We start from the raw sequence: 16,731 nt of genomic DNA on the forward strand, positions 1-16,731 counted from the left end.
CGACCATACCGATTACACCAAAGCGTTCATAGACCGCCCCTTCCTCGCGAAGGGGCGGTCTTTCTTTGTCCCCACGAAATTCCGCGCGGAACAGACGGTCGCACTGCAACAAAATGTAACACGAGTTGATTTGAGGCCTTGATAAGGCGGTGCTATCCACTCGAACGTACCGAATGTGGCGCATTTAAAGTTAAATTGCCGCGACGGTGCCGCAAATGGCGATGACGCACATAGCGACAGTGACGCTACGCAGTTTAAGTGACGGTTCACGGTACAAGTTTCAACGGGGTGGGGTTTAGGTGAACAAAATGCTCGACGGTATGAACGACCTTTCCGAATTCGCCGCGCATTCCGTCTCGACGGGGCTGCTTCAACGCACCCTACAGGCGCCGATCCATTGCAGCGGCATCGGCCTTCATACCGGCGCGGTCATAAACATGACGCTGATCCCGGCCGACCCTAATACCGGCATCCTGTTCCGCCGCACGGACCTGAAAAACGGTGCCCGCGATATTCCGGCGCGGTTCGACGCGGTCATCGATACCCGGCTGTGCACCACCATCGGCAACGACCATAACGGTTCCGTCGCGACCATCGAACATCTGATGGCGGCGCTGGCGGGCTGCGGCGTCGACAATGCCGTGGTTGAAATCGACGGTCCGGAAGTGCCCGTCATGGACGGTAGCTCCGAACCCTTCGTTTTCCTGATCGATTGCGCCGGGGTCGTCGAACAATCCGCCGAACGGTCCGTCGTTCGCGTGAAACGTCCTGTCCGGGTCGATCAAGGCGACGGCTTCGCCGCCCTGGAACCGGGCCGCCGCTTCACCATGTCGATGGGCATCGATTTCGACAGCCGCGCCATCGGCCGTCAGGAAATCTTCCTGGAAGTCAGCGACCTGACGTTCAAGCGCGAACTGTCGCAGGCCCGCACCTTCGGCTTCCTGCATGAAGTCGAGGCGATGCGCGCTGCCGGTCTGGCCCGTGGCGGCAGCCTGGAGAACGCGGTCGTGATCGACGGCGACACCGTGATGAACAGCGAAGGCCTGCGCTACGAAGACGAATTCGTCCGCCATAAGGCCTTGGACTGCATCGGCGACCTGTCCCTGGCGGGCGCGCCGATCCTGGGCCATTTCAAGGGCAGCCGGACGGGCCATGGGTTGAACAACCTGTTGCTGCGCGCGCTGTTCTCCGACAAGGAAAACTACGATCTCGTCCCGACCTCCGAGGTCATGGCCGCGGTCTGATCCTCCCTTTCGGAACGGTTCGAAACGACGTTGCCGACGCCGCCTCATCAGGGCGGCGTTTGGCGTTTTGATCCGCCGACTCGGGTGCTATAGTCGCGCACCCGAATGGGTCCGATTTCCATAATCAGGTTCCGATACGCTTTGAGAGTCTTCGCGATGTCCCGATCCCTGTTGTTACCTTTCCTGCTTGCCGCCCTTCTCGGCCTCGCCGCTTGTTCGGACGAGGAACCGGAATATGTCGAACGCCCCGTGGACGAGCTCTACAACGAGGCGATGGATATGATGGAGGTACGGAACTACGCCGGCGCCGCCGCCGCGTTCGAGGAAGTCGACCGGCAGCACCCCTATTCCGTATGGGCGACCAAGGCGCAGTTGATGCTGGCCTATGTCTATTACCGCAGCGACGAATATGACGAGGCGATTATCGCGCTCGACCGCTTCATCGACCTGCATCCCGGTAACCGCGACGTGGCCTATGCCTATTATCTGCGGGCCATTTGCTATTACGAACAAATCGTCGATGTCGGTCGCGACCAGAAAATCACCCAACTTGCGCTCGACAGTTTGCGCGATGTGACGCGGCGCTTCCCGAATTCGGAATACTCACGCGACGCGAATCTGAAGATCGACCTGACCATGGACCATCTGGCCGGTAAGGAAATGCTGATCGGTCGGTTCTATCAGCGTCGCGAAGAGCATCTTGCGGCGATCAATCGCTTCAATGCGGTGATCAAGAATTACGAAACCACGACACATGTCCCGGAAGCCTTGCACCGACTGGTCGAAAGCTATTATGCGCTCGGCATCCGGCCGGAGGCGGAACGTACCGCCGCCGTCCTGGGGTATAACTTCCCGGGCAGCGATTGGTACGCCTATAGCTACGCCCTTCTGGAAGGGAAAAATCTGGACCAACCGGAAGAAGACTCGTGGCTTAGCTGGACCTGGTCCTGGATATTCTAGACGACGGATATGCTGATCGGGCTGACCATCCGCGACATTGTCCTGATCGACCGGTTGAGCTTAAGCTTTTCCGGCGGATTGGGCGTTTTGACCGGAGAAACCGGCGCCGGTAAGTCGATTCTGCTGGACTCCCTTGGGTTGGCTCTAGGCCGCCGGTCGGAGGCAAAGCTGGTTCGGCCCGGTGCGGATCGCGCCTCCATTACCGCAGAATTCGACCTACCCGACGATCATGCCGTCCTCGCCCTATTGGACGAAAACGATCTGCCCAAGGAAGAACGCCTGATCCTGCGCCGTACCGTTTCCGCGGACGGGCGCAGCAAGGCCTTCGTCAATGATGAACCCGTCGGCGTCGGACTGTTGAAACAGATCGGCGAGCGGCTGGTCGAGGTGCAGGGTCAATTCGACCAGCACGGATTACTGGATCCGACGACGCATATCGACCTTTTGGACGCCTATGGCGGGTTGATGGGGAAACGGGAAGCTGTCGCGGCCTTGCACGCGGATTGGGCGGCGGCGCGGCGCGCCCTGGACAAGGCCCGCGCCACGGCGGTGGCCGCCCGCAAGGAAGAGGATTTCCTGCGCTTCGCCGCCGACGAGTTGGACAAGCTGGCGCCACAACCGGGTGAGGAAGAAGAGCTGTCCGAACGCCGCAGCCTGTTGCAGAACGCCGAACGTCTGACGGAGGCGATCACCGCCGCCGTCGACTTCCTGACCGGCAATGACGGCGCGGATGAAGGTCTGCGGCAGGCGCAGCGCGCGCTGGACCGCATGGCGGACAAGATGGGCGACCTGCTGAACGCACCGGTGGCCAGCCTGGACCGTGCGGCGGTGGAGATCGAGGAGGCCGTTGGCGAGTTGAACCGCATCGGTGCGGATCTGGACGCGGACAGCTCCGCCCTCGAAAGCATTGAGGAACGCCTGTTCGCCCTGCGCGATATTGCCCGCAAGCATGGCGTGGCTGTCGACGACCTCCCGCAATTGCGGGAGGATTTCGCCCAGCGCCTGTCCCTGATCGATGCAGGCGAAGAGACGCTGGCGAAACTGGAGACGGCCGCGAAACAGGCGGAAAAGGCCTTCGCCGACGCTGCGGCGGCCTTGAGTGCACAGCGCCAGGACGCCGCGACGCGGTTGGATGCCGCCGTCAATGCGGAATTGCCGCCGCTGAAGCTGGAACGCGCCCGATTCACGACGGAGGTGGAACAGTTGGAACCCTCCCGATGGACGGCCCTGGGCAGCGACCGCGTCGGTTTCACTGTCACGACCAACCCCGGCCTGCCGGGCGGGCCGCTGGACAAGGTCGCGTCGGGCGGTGAATTGAGCCGTTTCCTGCTGGCCATAAAGGTCGCATTGGCCGAGGTCGGCACCGTCCCGACCCTGGTCTTCGACGAGGTCGATTCCGGCGTCGGCGGGGCCACGGCGGCGGCTGTCGGGGAACGCCTGTCGCGGTTGGCGGATCGGTTGCAGGTTTTGGTCGTGACCCACTCGCCGCAGGTCGCCGCGCGCGGCAAGGCGCATTGGCGGGTGTCGAAAGCGGCGGGTAATGACGGACGCATGGCAACGTCCATCGACAGTCTGGACCCGCATCACCGCCGGGAAGAACTGGCCCGCATGCTGTCCGGCGCGGAAGTAACGGATGAAGCCCGCGCCGCCGCGGATCGTTTGATTGAGGGAAGCCGTTTATGACCGACACGCCGGTCGAAGATCTGACGGAGCAGGAGGCCCGCAAGGAACTGATCCGTCTAGCGCTGGAAATCCGTCACCATGACGACCGCTATCACAAGGAAGACGCGCCGGAGATCAGCGACGCGGCCTATGACGCGCTGCGCCGCCGGAACGAGGCGATCGAAGCCCGCTTCCCGGACCTGATCCGCCCGGACAGCCCCAGTCTGCGCGTCGGCGGCGGTCTGAAATCCGGCTTTTCGAAGATTCAGCACAAGAAGCCGATGCTGTCGCTGGGCAACGCCTTTTCCGATGAGGATGTGGCGGAATTCGTGACCCGCGTCCGGCGCTTCCTGAACCTGTCCGACAGCGAAGAAGTCGCCATCCTGGCGGAACCGAAGATCGACGGTCTGTCCGCCTCTTTGCGATACGAGAAAGGCAAGCTGATCTACGCCGCAACGCGGGGCGACGGGTCCGAAGGCGAGGACGTCACCGCCAATATGCGAACGCTGGAAGACGTCCCGACCGAGATTACCGCCGCCGATGTTCCGGATGTTCTGGAAGTGCGTGGCGAAGTCTATATGCGCAAGGATGATTTCTTCGCCCTGAACAAGCGCCAAGAAGAAGCCGGTGCGAAGACCTTCGCCAATCCGCGCAATGCGGCGGCGGGCTCTCTGCGCCAGTTGGACCCGACGATTACGAAGCAGCGCCCTCTGCGCTTTTTTGGTTATGCCTGGGGCGATCTTTCCGAACCGCTGGCGGACACGCAGGCACATGCCCGCGCGAAACTGGAATCCTTCGGCTTCACTCTGAATCATCCCACTGCGCTCTGCCGGTCGCTGGAGGAGGTTCTGGCGCATTATCGGATGATCGAACAGCAGCGCGCCGATCTGCCCTTCGATATCGACGGCGTCGTCTACAAGGTCGATCGCCTGGACTGGCAGGAGCGCCTGGGTCAGGTCAGCCGTGCGCCGCGCTGGGCGATCGCGCATAAATTCCCCGCCGAGAAAGCGGAAACGGTGATTGAGGAAATCACTGTCCAGGTTGGCCGAACCGGTGCCCTGACGCCTGTCGCAAACCTGAAACCCGTCACGGTGGGCGGGGTCGTCGTGTCCCGCGCGACACTTCACAATGAAGACGAAATCAATCGTTTGGGCGTGAAGCCGGGCGATACAGTGCGCATCCAGCGTGCCGGAGACGTCATCCCGCAGGTTCTGGAAGTCACCATCGACGGCGGAGGGACGCCATTCGATTTCCCCCATGCCTGCCCCGTCTGCGGCAGCGATGTGGAACGTGACGAGGGCGAGGTCGTCTGGCGATGCACTGGCGGCCTGATCTGCGCGGCGCAAGCGGTGGAACGCCTGAAGCATTTCGTGAGCCGCGATGCCTTCGACATCGAAGGCCTGGGCACCAAGAGTATAGAGGAATTCTGGGAGGACGGCTTGATCCGCCAACCCGCCGACATTTTTGCGCTGTCCCAACAACGGGATAAAATCCTGGGCAAGGAAGGCTGGAAGGAAAAATCCGTCGGTAACCTGCTTTCCGCCATCGAGGACCGCCGCAACATCCCCTTGGACCGCTTCATCTATGCTCTGGGCATCCGGCATATCGGACAGACCACGGCAAAATTGCTGGCCCGGTCCTTCGGCAATTACCGCGACTGGCGGGAGAAGATGACGCTGGTATCCGAAGAACGCCACGCCAATCCCGACGAACATAAAAAGCCGGAGCTGATCGGCCCGCATTACGCGGATTTGGTCGGGATCGATACGGTCGGCATGACGGCGGCGGACAGTCTGGCCGCTTTTTTCGGGGAAGCCCATAATCGCGACGTGTTGGATGCGTTGGACTCCGTCCTGACCGTCACGGATGTCGCGGCACCGTCCGCCAGTGGCTCCCCCGTCGCCGGAAAGACCGTCGTTTTCACCGGCACCCTGGAAAAGATGGGACGTAGCGAGGCGAAGGCACGGGCGGAAAGCCTGGGCGCGAAAGTATCGGGGTCGGTGTCGAAAAAGACCGATTATGTGATCGTCGGTGCCGATGCCGGTTCGAAAGCAAGGAAAGCGCAAGAATTAGGCGTTACGATGTTGAGCGAAGACGATTGGCTGGCGCTGATCGAAGGCACACAGGATGCACCCACCCCGCCCGCCGACACGGATGGCGGGTCGGCGCAAGGAACGCTGATCTGACATGCTATCCCGTATTTGGGCCGCCATAGCCGGCGTAGGTCTGGTCATCTGTGCGACGACTGCCGGGCCGCATTCCGCCGCCGCCGGAGACCACGGCTGGACCGTCCTGGAATATGGCGAGGACGGAACCGCCGTCCGCTCCCGGCAGAGCGACCCGACCCAGAACGATAAGCCCATCGGCTTTTCCGATCCCAACAGCCGCGCCGTCGAATCCGATCAGGTCCTTGTCGTCGATCCGACGGAAGAAGACCTGACGCAGCTTTCCACCGCCGGGTTTCGTGTCATCGCGAAAAACCGACTGGACGGCTTGGGCATGACCCTGGTCGAACTGACAATTCCCCGCGACTACGACCTCGCGGAGGCGTTGCGGGTTCTGGCGCGGGACTTTCCGAACCTGATCGTCGGCGCCAACGACCTGTTGGATATGTCGTCCGGCCCGCAAGTGGCGCAGGCTTCCGGGTCGACGGATTTCACTCGAAGCCTGTCCGGCTGGGGCGAAGTTCCGGAAAGCTGTGGCCAGGGGATCGTCTTGGGGCAGATCGACGGATTCGTCGATACCGACCATCCCGCGCTGCGCGGCAAGCGGCTGGTCTATGGCAGCTTCATCAAGGAAGGTCGCCTGCCCGCGGCGGGGGATCACGGGACCGCGGTCGCGATCATGCTGATCGGTCGCTCCACCGACGGCCGTCCCGGCGGCCTGTTGCCCGGTGCGCGGCTATACGCCGCCAATATTTTCGAACGTCGCGACGGGCGGGAGGCCGGGAATCTGGCCGCCCTGGTCCGCGCCATCGACTGGCTGGTGCAGAACCATGTGAAGGTCGCCAATCTGTCCATCGCCGGACATGACAGTGTCATCATGCAGATCGCCGTGAAACGGTCGATCGAGAAAGGGCTGCTGCTGGTCGCCGCCGCCGGGAATAACGGCCCTTACGCCCCGCCCGTCTGGCCCGCCGCGCATCCCGACGTCTTCGCCGTGACGGCGGTCGACAGCAACATGCATCAATATCGGAACGCCAATAACGGCGACTATATAGACTTCGCCGCGCCCGGCGTGAACGTGCCGACGCAAACCCCGCACGGACCGATGGCGCAAAGCGGCACCAGTTTCGCCGCGCCCTTCGTCACCGCCATGGTCGCGCTACATCTGCAAATCGGGTTCGAAGCGAAAGCCGATTTGATCCGGCGCAGCCTGCAACGCTACAGCACGGATCTGGGAACGACGGGCAAGGACGCGAATTTCGGTTGGGGGCTGGTGCGTCTTCGGCCCAAATGCTGACCCAAGTATCGAAACGCAACGGGGGGCGCGAAGGCCCCCCGAAACAATGACCGTCTAACCGATCCGCTTACATGCCCAGCGCCGCCATATAGGTTTCGAGCAGCGCGTCTTCTTCCGCGCGGTCGTCCGGGTCCTTTTTGCGGATCGCGATGATCTTGCGCATGGTTTTCACATCGAAGCCTTGGCCCTTGGCTTCGGAGAAGATTTCCTTGATATCTTCCGCCAGCGCTTTCTTTTCTTCCTCCAGACGCTCGACGCGTTCGATGAAGGAGCGAAGACGGGCGCCGGTCGCCGTGTCGGTCGTGTTGGTTTCCGTGTCGGAATTGCTGGGGAAAGAAGCGATGTCGGCCATGGTCTCCGGGGCTCCTGTGCAGGGCGGTTTGTCGCGGGATTGTTTCGCCGGACTCTAGCCGTCCCCTGCCCGTCCTTCAAGCCACCAGTCCGCCGCTATGGCAGTATCGGTTATTCAGAGGCCTTTGATGCGGATCAATGCCGGACGGGCCCGTTTTCCGTATTTCAGGGCCATGACACAGGACCTTCTGAAACGATATGGCGGCGCGGTTCCGCGCTATACCAGCTATCCCACGGCCCCACATTTTTCGGATGCCGTGACGGAAACCGACTATCGCGACCGGCTTTCTCACCTGCCGTCGGGCGAGCCCGTTTCGCTGTATCTGCATGTTCCCTATTGCGATACGCTGTGCTGGTTTTGCGGTTGCCACACCAAGATCACGCGGGTCTATAAGCCGGTTCAAAGCTATGTCGACACGGCCATCGCGGAACTACGCCTGTTGGCCGATGCGGCGGGCAACCGACTGAAGCTGGGGCATCTTCACTGGGGCGGCGGGTCGCCGACCCTGATGCGACCGGAAGAAATCCTTCGTCTGGCCGAAGCGACGAAGGGCGTTCTCCCGCATGCCCCGGATTTCGAATTCGCGGTGGAAATCGACCCGCGCGAAACCGGTCCGGATCGGATCGCGGCCTTGGCGGAATCCGGCCTGACACGCGCGAGCATCGGCATTCAGGATTTCGACCCGGAGGTCCAGAAAGCCATCAATCGCATGCAGAGCTATGAGGAAACCGCGCGGACCGTTCAGGACCTGCGGCGGTTCGGTGTGCATGCGCTCAACCTCGATCTCATGTACGGACTGCCGTACCAAACGCAGGAACGGACGCTTGAGACGATCCGCACGGCATTGTGGCTGCGTCCGGGGCGGGTTGCGCTGTTCGGCTATGCCCATGTGCCGTGGATGAAGACTCATATGCGCATGATCCCGGAAGAAGCGCTGCCCGGGCCTGAAGAACGTCTGGAAACGGCGGAAGCCGCGGCGGAACTGCTTGTATCCGCCGGGTATCGGCGCATCGGGTTGGACCATTTTGCCCTGCCGGAGGATTCGCTGTCCGTCGCTCAGGACAACGGCACGCTGCGCCGGAACTTCCAGGGCTATACGACAGATCAGGCAGATACGCTGCTCGCCGTCGGCGCCAGCGGGATCGGTCGCTTGCCGGACATGTTCGTGCAGAACGAACCGTCGCTGCAAACCTATGCCCGGCAAGTCTCGGGCGGTATCCTGCCGATTGCGAAAGGCGTGGTGCTCAGTGCCGACGATCGCCTACGCGCCGCCGTCATCGAACGGTTGATGTGCGACTTCGCGGTAGACCTGAACATGCTAATCGCGTCCCACGGCGCATCGGCGGATTGTCTTGCCGATGCCGATGGGATGCTGAGCCGGATGGAAGACGACGGTCTGCTGACCCGGTCTCATGGTAAACTGACCCTGACGACCGACGGTCGCCCCTACGTCCGACAGGTCGCCGCCTGTTTCGACAGTTACTTCCGGGGCGGCGCAGCGCGTCATTCCAGCGCCGTCTGACTGTCCGTCTTACAGACCGGCGGGACGCCCAGCGATCACGAACAGCAACCCGTCCGGGTCCAGCAGTTCGGCCGCAAGCGCATTCACGTCCTCCGCCGTCACGGATTCGATCCGCTCGTTTCGGGTTTCGAAATAGTCGATGGGGAAGCCATAGACCTGCATCGCCACCAACTGATCGGCAATCCGCGACGAATTGGTGAAACGCAGCGGGAAGGACCCGGTCAAATAGGTCTTCGCGTCGTCGATCCTATCGATGGACAGCCCTTCCTCTTTCACCTTGCGGAAGGCATCCCGGATCAGCGACACAACCTCCCCCACCGTTTCATTCGCCGTCCCGGCGCCACCGCGCAACAGTGCCGCATGATCCATCGGATGCAGGAAGGAATAGACGGAATAGACCAGCCCGCGTTCCACGCGTATCTCATCGGTCAACAGCGATCCGAACCCGCCACCGCCCAGCGCATGATTCAAAACCATGGCGGTATAGTAACGCGGATCGTCCAGCGCGATGCCTTTCTGCGCGAACAGGACCGTGCTTTGCGGAACATCCATGTCCACAACCTTGATCCCCGGCGGCACGGCCCCGTCGAAATCCGGCGTCGCATCGGTTTCGCCGCGATCCGGCAGGCCACCGAAAGCGCTGTCCAGGATCGGCCCCAATTCTTCCGGCGTTATCGACCCGACGACGCCGATGAACAGGCGATCCTTGGTCAGTACAGCGCGGCGAAAGGCTTGTAGGTCGTTCACCGTGACAGCGGCAAGACTGTCTTCCGTCCCTTCCGTGGGACGGGCATAGTCATGACCGTCAAAGATCGTTTCGAACATCAGTTCGCCGGCGCGCGACGACGGGTCGGTTTGTTGCCCCCGCAAGGACGTGGTCATCTGCGCGCGGATACGGTTCACCGGCTCTTCATCGAAACGCGGTTCGGTCAGGGACAGGCGCAACAGATCGACCGCCTTATCGCGGTATCGGTTCAACGTGTAGACGCTGCCGGAGAAACTATCCCGACCGGCACTGAACCCCAGGGAAATCGATTGGTCGGCCAATTCCTTGCGAAAGGCCATGCTGTCATAAGGCCCGGCCCCTTCGTCCATCGTCGCGGCCAGCAGTTGCGCGGTCCCTTCCCGGCCCATCGGATCGTGGCCGGCCCCGCCGCCCTTGAACTCGAACTGGATGGCCGTCACCGGGACTGTTTCGTCGCGGACCAGCCATGCGGTCAGACCGCGCGGACTGACGACCTTTTCCACGTTGACTTCGGCCAGCGCCGGTCCGGCCCAAACCAGGATCAGCGCGATCAGCAGATATCGGATCGGTTTCACGATTTGGGCGCCTCCGCTTCGGGTTTCGGCAGCAGACGGGTTTCCACCTCGCCGGGATCGGAAAAGATCTTATGTGCCGCGTCATTCACCGCCTCGACCGTCACCGCGCCGATCCGGTCCGGCCAGGATTCGACATCGTCCACCGTCATGCCGATGGCCAGGGACGACCCCAGCGTCCGCGCCGGGCCGCTGAGGCTATCCATCGCGGTCGCGGCGGCGTCCTGGAGACGAACGATCGCCCGCTCGACCGCATCCTTACCGATACCATCGCGCAGAATCGTCTCGATTTCCTGCCGAAGGGCGGTTTCCGCCTCATCCGGCGATACGCCGTCCTTGGGGGTAATATAGAAACCGAAGGAGCTTGGCCCCCGGTTGCTGCCGTCATACCAAGCCCCGGCGGACACCGCCAAACCCCGGTCGATCACAAGACGCCGATAAAGGATACCCGTCGGCCCGCCGCCGACGATCTGCGAGAGGACCTGCAGGGCGTATCGTTCGGAAGCGGCATCCGGATCGTTCCGGCTCTCCGCCCAACCCGGCGCCTGCTTGCGGATCGACAGGCTGGGCGTCGTAACGCGTGGATCGGCATAACTGACGACCGCCTGGGTCAGCAACGGCGGTTCCGTTTCGACGGGCCTGTCGGGCAGGTCGCGGGCGGGGATCGGGCCGTAGATGCGCTTCGCCATATCGAACACATCCGGCGCCGCTACATCGCCGGACACGACCAGGATCGCGTTGTTCGGGGCGTAAAAGCGGCGATAGAAAGCCTGCGCGTCTTCCAGCGTCAGGGCTTCGATCTCATGCCGCCAGCCGATCACCGGAATGGCATAGGGATGATTTCGGTAGAACGCGGACCCGGCCTGTTCCGACAGGATCGATCCCGGCTCGTTATCGATGCGCATGCTGCGCTCTTCCAGGATCACTTTCTTTTCTGGCTCGAAATGGGTCGCGTCGATGTCCAGATTGGCCATGCGGTCCGCTTCCAGCGTCATGACCAATTCCAGACGGTCGCTGGCGACGGATTGGAAATACGCCGTGTAGTCCTGAGACGTGAAGGCGTTTTCCTCCCCGCCGTTGCGAGACAGGATGGCCGAAAACTCCCCCGCCGGATGGCTTGGCGTGCCTTTGAACATCAGATGTTCCAGGAAATGCGCCAGACCGGACTTGCCCGGCGGTTCGTCCATCGCCCCGACCTTGTACCAGACCATCTGCGTGACGACGGGCGCGCGGTGGTTTTCCACGACCACGACCTGCAACCCATTGTCCAATACGGTCTGTTTGGCGTCGAAGACCTTCGCTTGAACGGCGGCCGGACCAATGGCGATGGGCAGGACGAACAGAAGGCCCATCAGGGCGACCCGTTGGAAGCTGGACATGCATTCTCCTCTCGATCTTACAGGAGAGATAGGCAATCGAACCGGATCATGCCACCCGTCGCACGGATAATTGATCGCCTAAACAAAAACCCCTCTCGGGGGGAGAGGGGCTTCAGGTCGCCATCACTTAAAAGGAGCCTAGAAGGGCCATTCGAAAAAAGACTTCTCGCCTTCACGCGTGATGATCGGCGTCTGTCCTTCGGTCACCGGTTGCCCCAGGGCCGCATTGCTCTGAATGCGGCGGGATTCTTCCTCGGCATCGATGATATCGCCTGTTTCGGGCTTGTCCTTCCAGAACACCAGATCATCGACGAAGGAGTCTTGTTCCGCCGCCAGCGCCGCCGTTTCCTGATCGACGATGCGCCGGATATTCGGATCGGCATCGATCGCGCCGGTCCGATCCAGCAAGGCCAAATCACCCGTCGTCGCGCCCTCGGCCCGTAACCGCGCTTCTTCTTCCTGCCGCCGTTGGACGGCTTCCGCGCCGAAAAGGGCCCGTTGCGCGTCCAATTGCGGTTGAAGGTCTTGGTTGCGTTGCCCGTTCGGATCCGGTGGACGCAGGCCGTAATTCGGCGGCAGCGTCAGCGGGGCGCGGGATACGACGGCGAATTCGTCCGGCGTTTGCTTTTCCAGTCCCAGAAACGATCCGGATTCCGAACCAGAACATGCGGACAAGACCGCCCCGCACAGCATGGCGACGAAAAGCGTTCTTCCCAGATTTTTTTGGCGCGACACCGACATTTCAGGGGCCACCTTTATTTCCCACCGTTAAGGCTATCCTACCATATAAGGACGCCTGGATCATTCTTTAAGGGGTTTCGCCCCCCCGAACAACCCGTCGAACACCAGCACCGCCGCCCCGACGACAATGGCACAATCGGCAACATTGAATGCCGGCCAATGGTACCCGGCGGCGTGGAAGTCCAGAAAATCCACGACGGCGCCGTAAAGCAGGCGATCCAGCGCATTGCCGAACGCCCCGCCGATGATCAGGCCCGCCGCAATCGCCATGATCGTCTTTTCGCAACGACGCAGCAGGAACCACCACACACACGCCGCGATCACGACGGCCAGACCGGCCAGAAGATAGGGACCATGGGTCAAGTCGTTGGTGAACATGCCGAAGCTGACGCCGCGGTTATAGACCAGCACCAGATTGAAGAACGGCAGGATTTCGATTGCCTGGAACCTGTCCTCGAACACGGACAGGATCCAGGGTTTCGAAATCTGGTCCAGGGCAAAAACCGCGACCGCAAGGATCAGACCGAGACGTTGCAAGCGCTTACTCCGCCGCTTCCGCCGTGCCGACCGCATCGGCGCAGCGCCCACAGACGCCGGGCGCTTCCGGCACGGATCCGACATCCGGCAGGACCTTCCAGCAACGCTCGCACTTCTCGCCATCCGCCTTTTGGAAGACCACGGCGACACCGGGCACATCGGACAGGGTATAGGCCCCGTCCGGCGCTGCCCCGTCGGCAAACCGCGCCTGCGAGGTAATCAACACATCGGCAAGGTCCAGCTTGTCGAAAGCCTGAACGTATTTCGCATCGGCATAGAGAACCGGCGCGGCTTCCAGGTTCGAGCGGATTTCCTTCTCGTACCGCTTCTGCTCCAGCGCTGCCAGAACGACACGGCGGACCTGACGGACCAGATCGAAACGCGCGGCATCCGCCGCCGGCAACAGCCAATCGGCAGGCACAGATTCGATCTGACGCAGATGCACGGACTTGCCATCCGCATCGCCATGCCGGGTCAGCCACGCTTCCTCCGTCGTGAAGGACAGGATCGGCGCCAGCCATGCGGTCAGCGACTCGAACAGAATATCCAGGACGGTCAGTGACGCCAGGCGGGTCGGATCGTCCTTCGCGTCGCAATACAGCGAATCCTTGCGGATATCGAAATAGAAGGCCGACAGGTCCACCGCGCAGAATTCGTGCAGTTCCCGGAAGATCAGCGTGAAATCGTAATTTTCGATGCCCTTGCGCACGATCTTGTCCAGTTCCGCCACCCGGTGCAGGACCCAGCGCTCCAGTTCCGGCATATCCGCCGCCGCGACCCGTTTCGCCGGATCGTAATAGGCAAGACCGCCCAACATCCAACGCAGGGTGTTGCGGAAGCGGCGGTAATAGTCGGTTAGCTGCTTCAGCATCTTTTCCCCGACACGCAGATCGCCCGAATAGTCTTCGGACACGACCCACAGCCGCAGGATTTCCGCCCCGTATTTTTCGTTCACTTCCGCCGGAACGACGACATTGCCCAGCGACTTGGACATCTTGCGGCCGTCTTCCGCCATGACGAAGCCATGGGTCAGCACGGCGTCATAGGGTGCGCGACCGCGTGTGCCGCAGCTTTCCAGCAAGGACGAATGGAACCAGCCGCGATGCTGATCGGACCCTTCCAGATACAGGGATGCGGGCCATTGCTGGTCTTCCCGACCTTCCAGCACAAAACTGTGCGTGGAGCCGGAATCGAACCAGACATCGACCACGTCCTTCACCTGTTCGAAATCGTCCACATTGTATTCGTTGCCCAGGAAGCGTGACGGATCGCTGGAGAACCACGCATCCGCGCCTTCCAGCTTGAAGGCCTCCACGATGCGGTCGACCACGGCCTGGTCGCGCAGCGGTTCGCCGCTTTCCTTGTTCACGAAGACCGGGATCGGCACGCCCCAGCTGCGCTGGCGGCTGATGCACCAGTCCGGGCGTTCCTTGATCATCGAATGCAGGCGCGTCTTCCCCTGTTTCGGGTAGAAGGCGGTTTCATCGATTGCCTTCAGCGCGACATCGCGCAGCCCGTGGCTTTCCATGGAAATGAACCACTGCGCCGTATTGCGGAAGATCAGCGGCGCTTTCGACCGCCAGCTGTGCGGATATTGGTGACGGATGCTGCCCTTTGCCAGCAGCTTTCCGGCAATAGCCAGTTCGCGCAGCACGGACGGGTTGGCATCGCCTTCCTTGCCGTCCTGCGTGATGACGACCTTTCCCGCCATCAGCGGCACGAAGTCGTAAAAACTGCCGTCCTCGCCAACTGTCTGCGGTACTTCGATCCCATGTTCGACACCCAGCTTCCAGTCGTCCGCGCCATGGCCCGGCGCGATATGGACGAAGCCCGTACCGGCATCTTCGGTCACGTAATCCGCCGCCAGGACCGGCACGTCGAAATCGTACCCACCCTTTGCATCGGCATAGTCACGCCACGGATGGGCGCAGACCGTTCCCTTGATCTGCGACCCGTTGAGCGCCGCCACGACCTTATGGCCGGTGATTTTCGCCTGTTCGCACACGCTGTCGACCAGCGCCTTCGCGACGGCCAGTTTCTCGCCGACGACCGCGCCTTTCGCGCCGTCATCGACCGCCGTCACCTCGATCACGACATAGTCGAAATCCTCGTGGCAGGCGATGGCGCGGTTGCCGGGGATGGTCCAGGGCGTCGTCGTCCAGATCACGACGGACGCACCATCCAGTTCCGGCGTCGCGGGCGTCACGACCGGGAATTTCACCCAGATCGTGGTCGACTTGTGTTCCATATATTCGGCCTCGGCCTCGGCCAGGGCGGTTTTTTCGACCGCCGACCACCAGACCGGGCGCGCGCCCTTGTACAGGCTGCCCTGCATCAGGAACTTGCCGATTTCCTTGGCGATCTGGGCTTCGGCCCCATAGGCCATGGTGGTGTAGGGATTGTCCCAATCGCCCAGCACCCCCAGACGCTTGAATTCCGCGCGCTGGATGTCGATCCATTTGGCCGCGAATTCGCGGCATTCCTTGCGGAACTCGTCGACCGGGACGTCGTCCTTATCCAGACCCTCGGCGCGATATTTTTCCTCGATCTTCCATTCGATCGGCAGGCCGTGACAGTCCCAGCCCGGTACATAGGGCGCGTCATAGCCCGTCATCTGCCGCGACCGGACGATGATGTCCTTCAAGATCTTGTTCAGCGCATGCCCGATATGCAGATGACCGTTCGCATAGGGAGGGCCGTCATGCAGGATGAATTTCTCCCGCCCCTTGCTGTCGGCACGCAGCTTGCCCCACAGGTCGATATCGTCCCAGCGCTTCAGGATTTTCGGCTCCAATTCGGGCAGGCCGGCGCGCATCGGGAAATCGGTTTGCGGCAGGTTGATCGTATTCTTGTAGTCGACACTCATCGTTCGGACTTTCTACTGACCCGATCCGGTATCACGGGCGGGCGGAATTTATGTAAGGAACGGCTATTCTGGGGTGCCGGGGGGCACCGGGCACATACCGGCAAAGGCCGGTCGCCACGGCAACGACACTATCCCGACACCCGCGCGCCCCGACCCGCGAGAGTCGGGCTGATAATTCGTGCGCAGCGCAAAGCCCCAAGATTGAAGGGGGCCGCAGCGTATGGACTGTTTCCTGTCATCATAGCGGCGCGACTTTATGGTCTGGCAGGCGCTAAATCAAGCATGCGTGACCTTTACCTTGGATTAAGGAAATCGGTGTTATCATACCATCCGTATTGGTGGGTGAGTCCGAAAGGATGAAACGTGATCGACAGCAGTATCGAGACCGGTAGTACCACGGTGGACCGCCGCGACGCCGCGCGCCTGACCACGGTTTTGCCTGTTCTGGAAATTGACGGAAAATTCCGTCACCTGCTGGATTGCAGCGCGCATGGATTCCGCGCCGAATTGCCGGAGCGCTTTCGCAAGATCGGCGTGACTGCCACCGGCATCCTGCATTTTAATGCCGCCGGTCACAGCGTGCACAAGACAATCTCGTTCGAGGTCATCCATGTGCTGGGCGCCGCCGTCGGCGTCCGTTTCGAGGTTCTGCATACCAAGACGGAAGCCAGCGGAACGCTGTTCTAAGA

At 61.7% G+C, this 16,731-nt stretch carries 13 protein-coding genes; 7 read left to right on the top strand and 6 right to left on the bottom strand.

Going from position 1 to position 16,731, the window contains the following annotated elements; translation table 11 throughout:
- Positions 1 to 308: 308 nt before the first annotated feature.
- The 5 genes from lpxC (at position 309) to HH303_RS08630 (ending at position 7,328) form a co-directional block, all read left to right on the top strand.
- Positions 309 to 1,244 carry a UDP-3-O-acyl-N-acetylglucosamine deacetylase gene (gene lpxC, locus HH303_RS08610; RefSeq protein ID WP_227421628.1) on the top strand — a complete coding sequence of 312 codons (936 nt, stop codon included), beginning with the start codon at positions 309 to 311 and terminating at the stop codon, positions 1,242 to 1,244.
- Between the two features lie 156 nt (positions 1,245 to 1,400).
- Entirely contained in the window at positions 1,401 to 2,204 is an 804-nt protein-coding gene (locus tag HH303_RS08615; RefSeq protein ID WP_227421629.1) for an outer membrane protein assembly factor BamD, read from the top strand.
- A gap of 9 nt (positions 2,205 to 2,213) precedes the next feature.
- The gene (recN, locus tag HH303_RS08620; protein WP_169624817.1) at positions 2,214 to 3,887 is read left to right on the top strand and encodes a DNA repair protein RecN; all 1,674 of its coding nucleotides are present in this window, start codon (positions 2,214 to 2,216) and stop codon (positions 3,885 to 3,887) included.
- Positions 3,884 to 6,052, top strand: coding sequence for an NAD-dependent DNA ligase LigA (gene ligA, locus HH303_RS08625; RefSeq protein WP_169624818.1), 2,169 nt, complete (start codon positions 3,884 to 3,886; stop codon positions 6,050 to 6,052). Before recN ends, ligA begins: the two co-directional genes overlap by 4 nt.
- A gap of 1 nt (position 6,053) precedes the next feature.
- Positions 6,054 to 7,328 carry a S8 family serine peptidase gene (locus HH303_RS08630; RefSeq protein ID WP_169624819.1) on the top strand — a complete coding sequence of 425 codons (1,275 nt, stop codon included), beginning with the start codon at positions 6,054 to 6,056 and terminating at the stop codon, positions 7,326 to 7,328.
- Between the two features lie 67 nt (positions 7,329 to 7,395).
- Here HH303_RS08630 and HH303_RS08635 read toward each other — a convergent pair whose 3' ends face one another.
- On the bottom strand, positions 7,396 to 7,680 hold the full coding sequence (locus tag HH303_RS08635) for a DUF2312 domain-containing protein (RefSeq protein ID WP_169624820.1): 285 nt from the start codon (positions 7,678 to 7,680) through the stop codon (positions 7,396 to 7,398).
- A 172-nt stretch (positions 7,681 to 7,852) separates the two neighbouring features.
- On the opposite strand from HH303_RS08635, the gene hemN reads away from it, so the two are divergent.
- On the top strand, positions 7,853 to 9,202 hold the full coding sequence (gene hemN / locus HH303_RS08640; protein WP_169624821.1) for an oxygen-independent coproporphyrinogen III oxidase: 1,350 nt from the start codon (positions 7,853 to 7,855) through the stop codon (positions 9,200 to 9,202).
- Positions 9,203 to 9,211: 9 nt separating this feature from the next.
- Here the strand turns inward: hemN and HH303_RS20280 are convergent, their stop codons facing one another.
- From HH303_RS20280 to ileS, 5 genes are all read right to left on the bottom strand, one after another.
- On the bottom strand, positions 9,212 to 10,522 hold the full coding sequence (locus tag HH303_RS20280) for a M16 family metallopeptidase (protein WP_169624822.1): 1,311 nt from the start codon (positions 10,520 to 10,522) through the stop codon (positions 9,212 to 9,214).
- Positions 10,519 to 11,898: a M16 family metallopeptidase gene (locus tag HH303_RS08650; RefSeq protein ID WP_169624823.1), complete on the bottom strand. Its 1,380-nt coding sequence runs from the start codon at positions 11,896 to 11,898 to the stop codon at positions 10,519 to 10,521. Before HH303_RS08650 ends, HH303_RS20280 begins: the two co-directional genes overlap by 4 nt.
- A gap of 138 nt (positions 11,899 to 12,036) precedes the next feature.
- The gene (locus tag HH303_RS08655) at positions 12,037 to 12,633 is read right to left on the bottom strand and encodes a DUF3035 domain-containing protein (protein ID WP_169624824.1); all 597 of its coding nucleotides are present in this window, start codon (positions 12,631 to 12,633) and stop codon (positions 12,037 to 12,039) included.
- A gap of 66 nt (positions 12,634 to 12,699) precedes the next feature.
- On the bottom strand, positions 12,700 to 13,176 hold the full coding sequence (lspA, locus tag HH303_RS08660) for a signal peptidase II (protein WP_227421630.1): 477 nt from the start codon (positions 13,174 to 13,176) through the stop codon (positions 12,700 to 12,702).
- 4 nt (positions 13,177 to 13,180) lie between these two features.
- Positions 13,181 to 16,042 (bottom strand): isoleucine--tRNA ligase, encoded by a 2,862-nt coding sequence (gene ileS / locus HH303_RS08665; RefSeq protein ID WP_169624826.1) that lies wholly within the window; start codon positions 16,040 to 16,042, stop codon positions 13,181 to 13,183.
- A 363-nt stretch (positions 16,043 to 16,405) separates the two neighbouring features.
- On the opposite strand from ileS, the gene HH303_RS08670 reads away from it, so the two are divergent.
- Positions 16,406 to 16,729 (top strand): hypothetical protein, encoded by a 324-nt coding sequence (locus tag HH303_RS08670; protein ID WP_169624827.1) that lies wholly within the window; start codon positions 16,406 to 16,408, stop codon positions 16,727 to 16,729.
- Positions 16,730 to 16,731 lie beyond the last annotated feature (2 nt).

Origin of the sequence: Pacificispira spongiicola (assembly GCF_012926505.1) — a bacterium.
In the GTDB taxonomy this organism is placed as follows: domain Bacteria; phylum Pseudomonadota; class Alphaproteobacteria; order UBA8366; family Aestuariispiraceae; genus Pacificispira; species Pacificispira spongiicola.

What these genes read in the sequence shown, in the direction of transcription:
- hemN (WP_169624821.1), top strand. Translation starts at nt 7,853, where the DNA reads ATGACACAGGACCTTCTGAAACGATATGGCGGCGCGGTTCCGCGCTAT.
- recN (WP_169624817.1), top strand. Translation starts at nt 2,214, where the DNA reads ATGCTGATCGGGCTGACCATCCGCGACATTGTCCTGATCGACCGGTTG.
- HH303_RS08615 (WP_227421629.1), top strand. Translation starts at nt 1,401, where the DNA reads ATGTCCCGATCCCTGTTGTTACCTTTCCTGCTTGCCGCCCTTCTCGGC.
- HH303_RS08635 (WP_169624820.1), bottom strand. Translation starts at nt 7,680, where the DNA reads ATGGCCGACATCGCTTCTTTCCCCAGCAATTCCGACACGGAAACCAAC.
- HH303_RS08630 (WP_169624819.1), top strand. Translation starts at nt 6,054, where the DNA reads ATGCTATCCCGTATTTGGGCCGCCATAGCCGGCGTAGGTCTGGTCATC.
- ileS (WP_169624826.1), bottom strand. Translation starts at nt 16,042, where the DNA reads ATGAGTGTCGACTACAAGAATACGATCAACCTGCCGCAAACCGATTTC.
- ligA (WP_169624818.1), top strand. Translation starts at nt 3,884, where the DNA reads ATGACCGACACGCCGGTCGAAGATCTGACGGAGCAGGAGGCCCGCAAG.
- lpxC (WP_227421628.1), top strand. Translation starts at nt 309, where the DNA reads ATGCTCGACGGTATGAACGACCTTTCCGAATTCGCCGCGCATTCCGTC.
- HH303_RS08650 (WP_169624823.1), bottom strand. Translation starts at nt 11,898, where the DNA reads ATGTCCAGCTTCCAACGGGTCGCCCTGATGGGCCTTCTGTTCGTCCTG.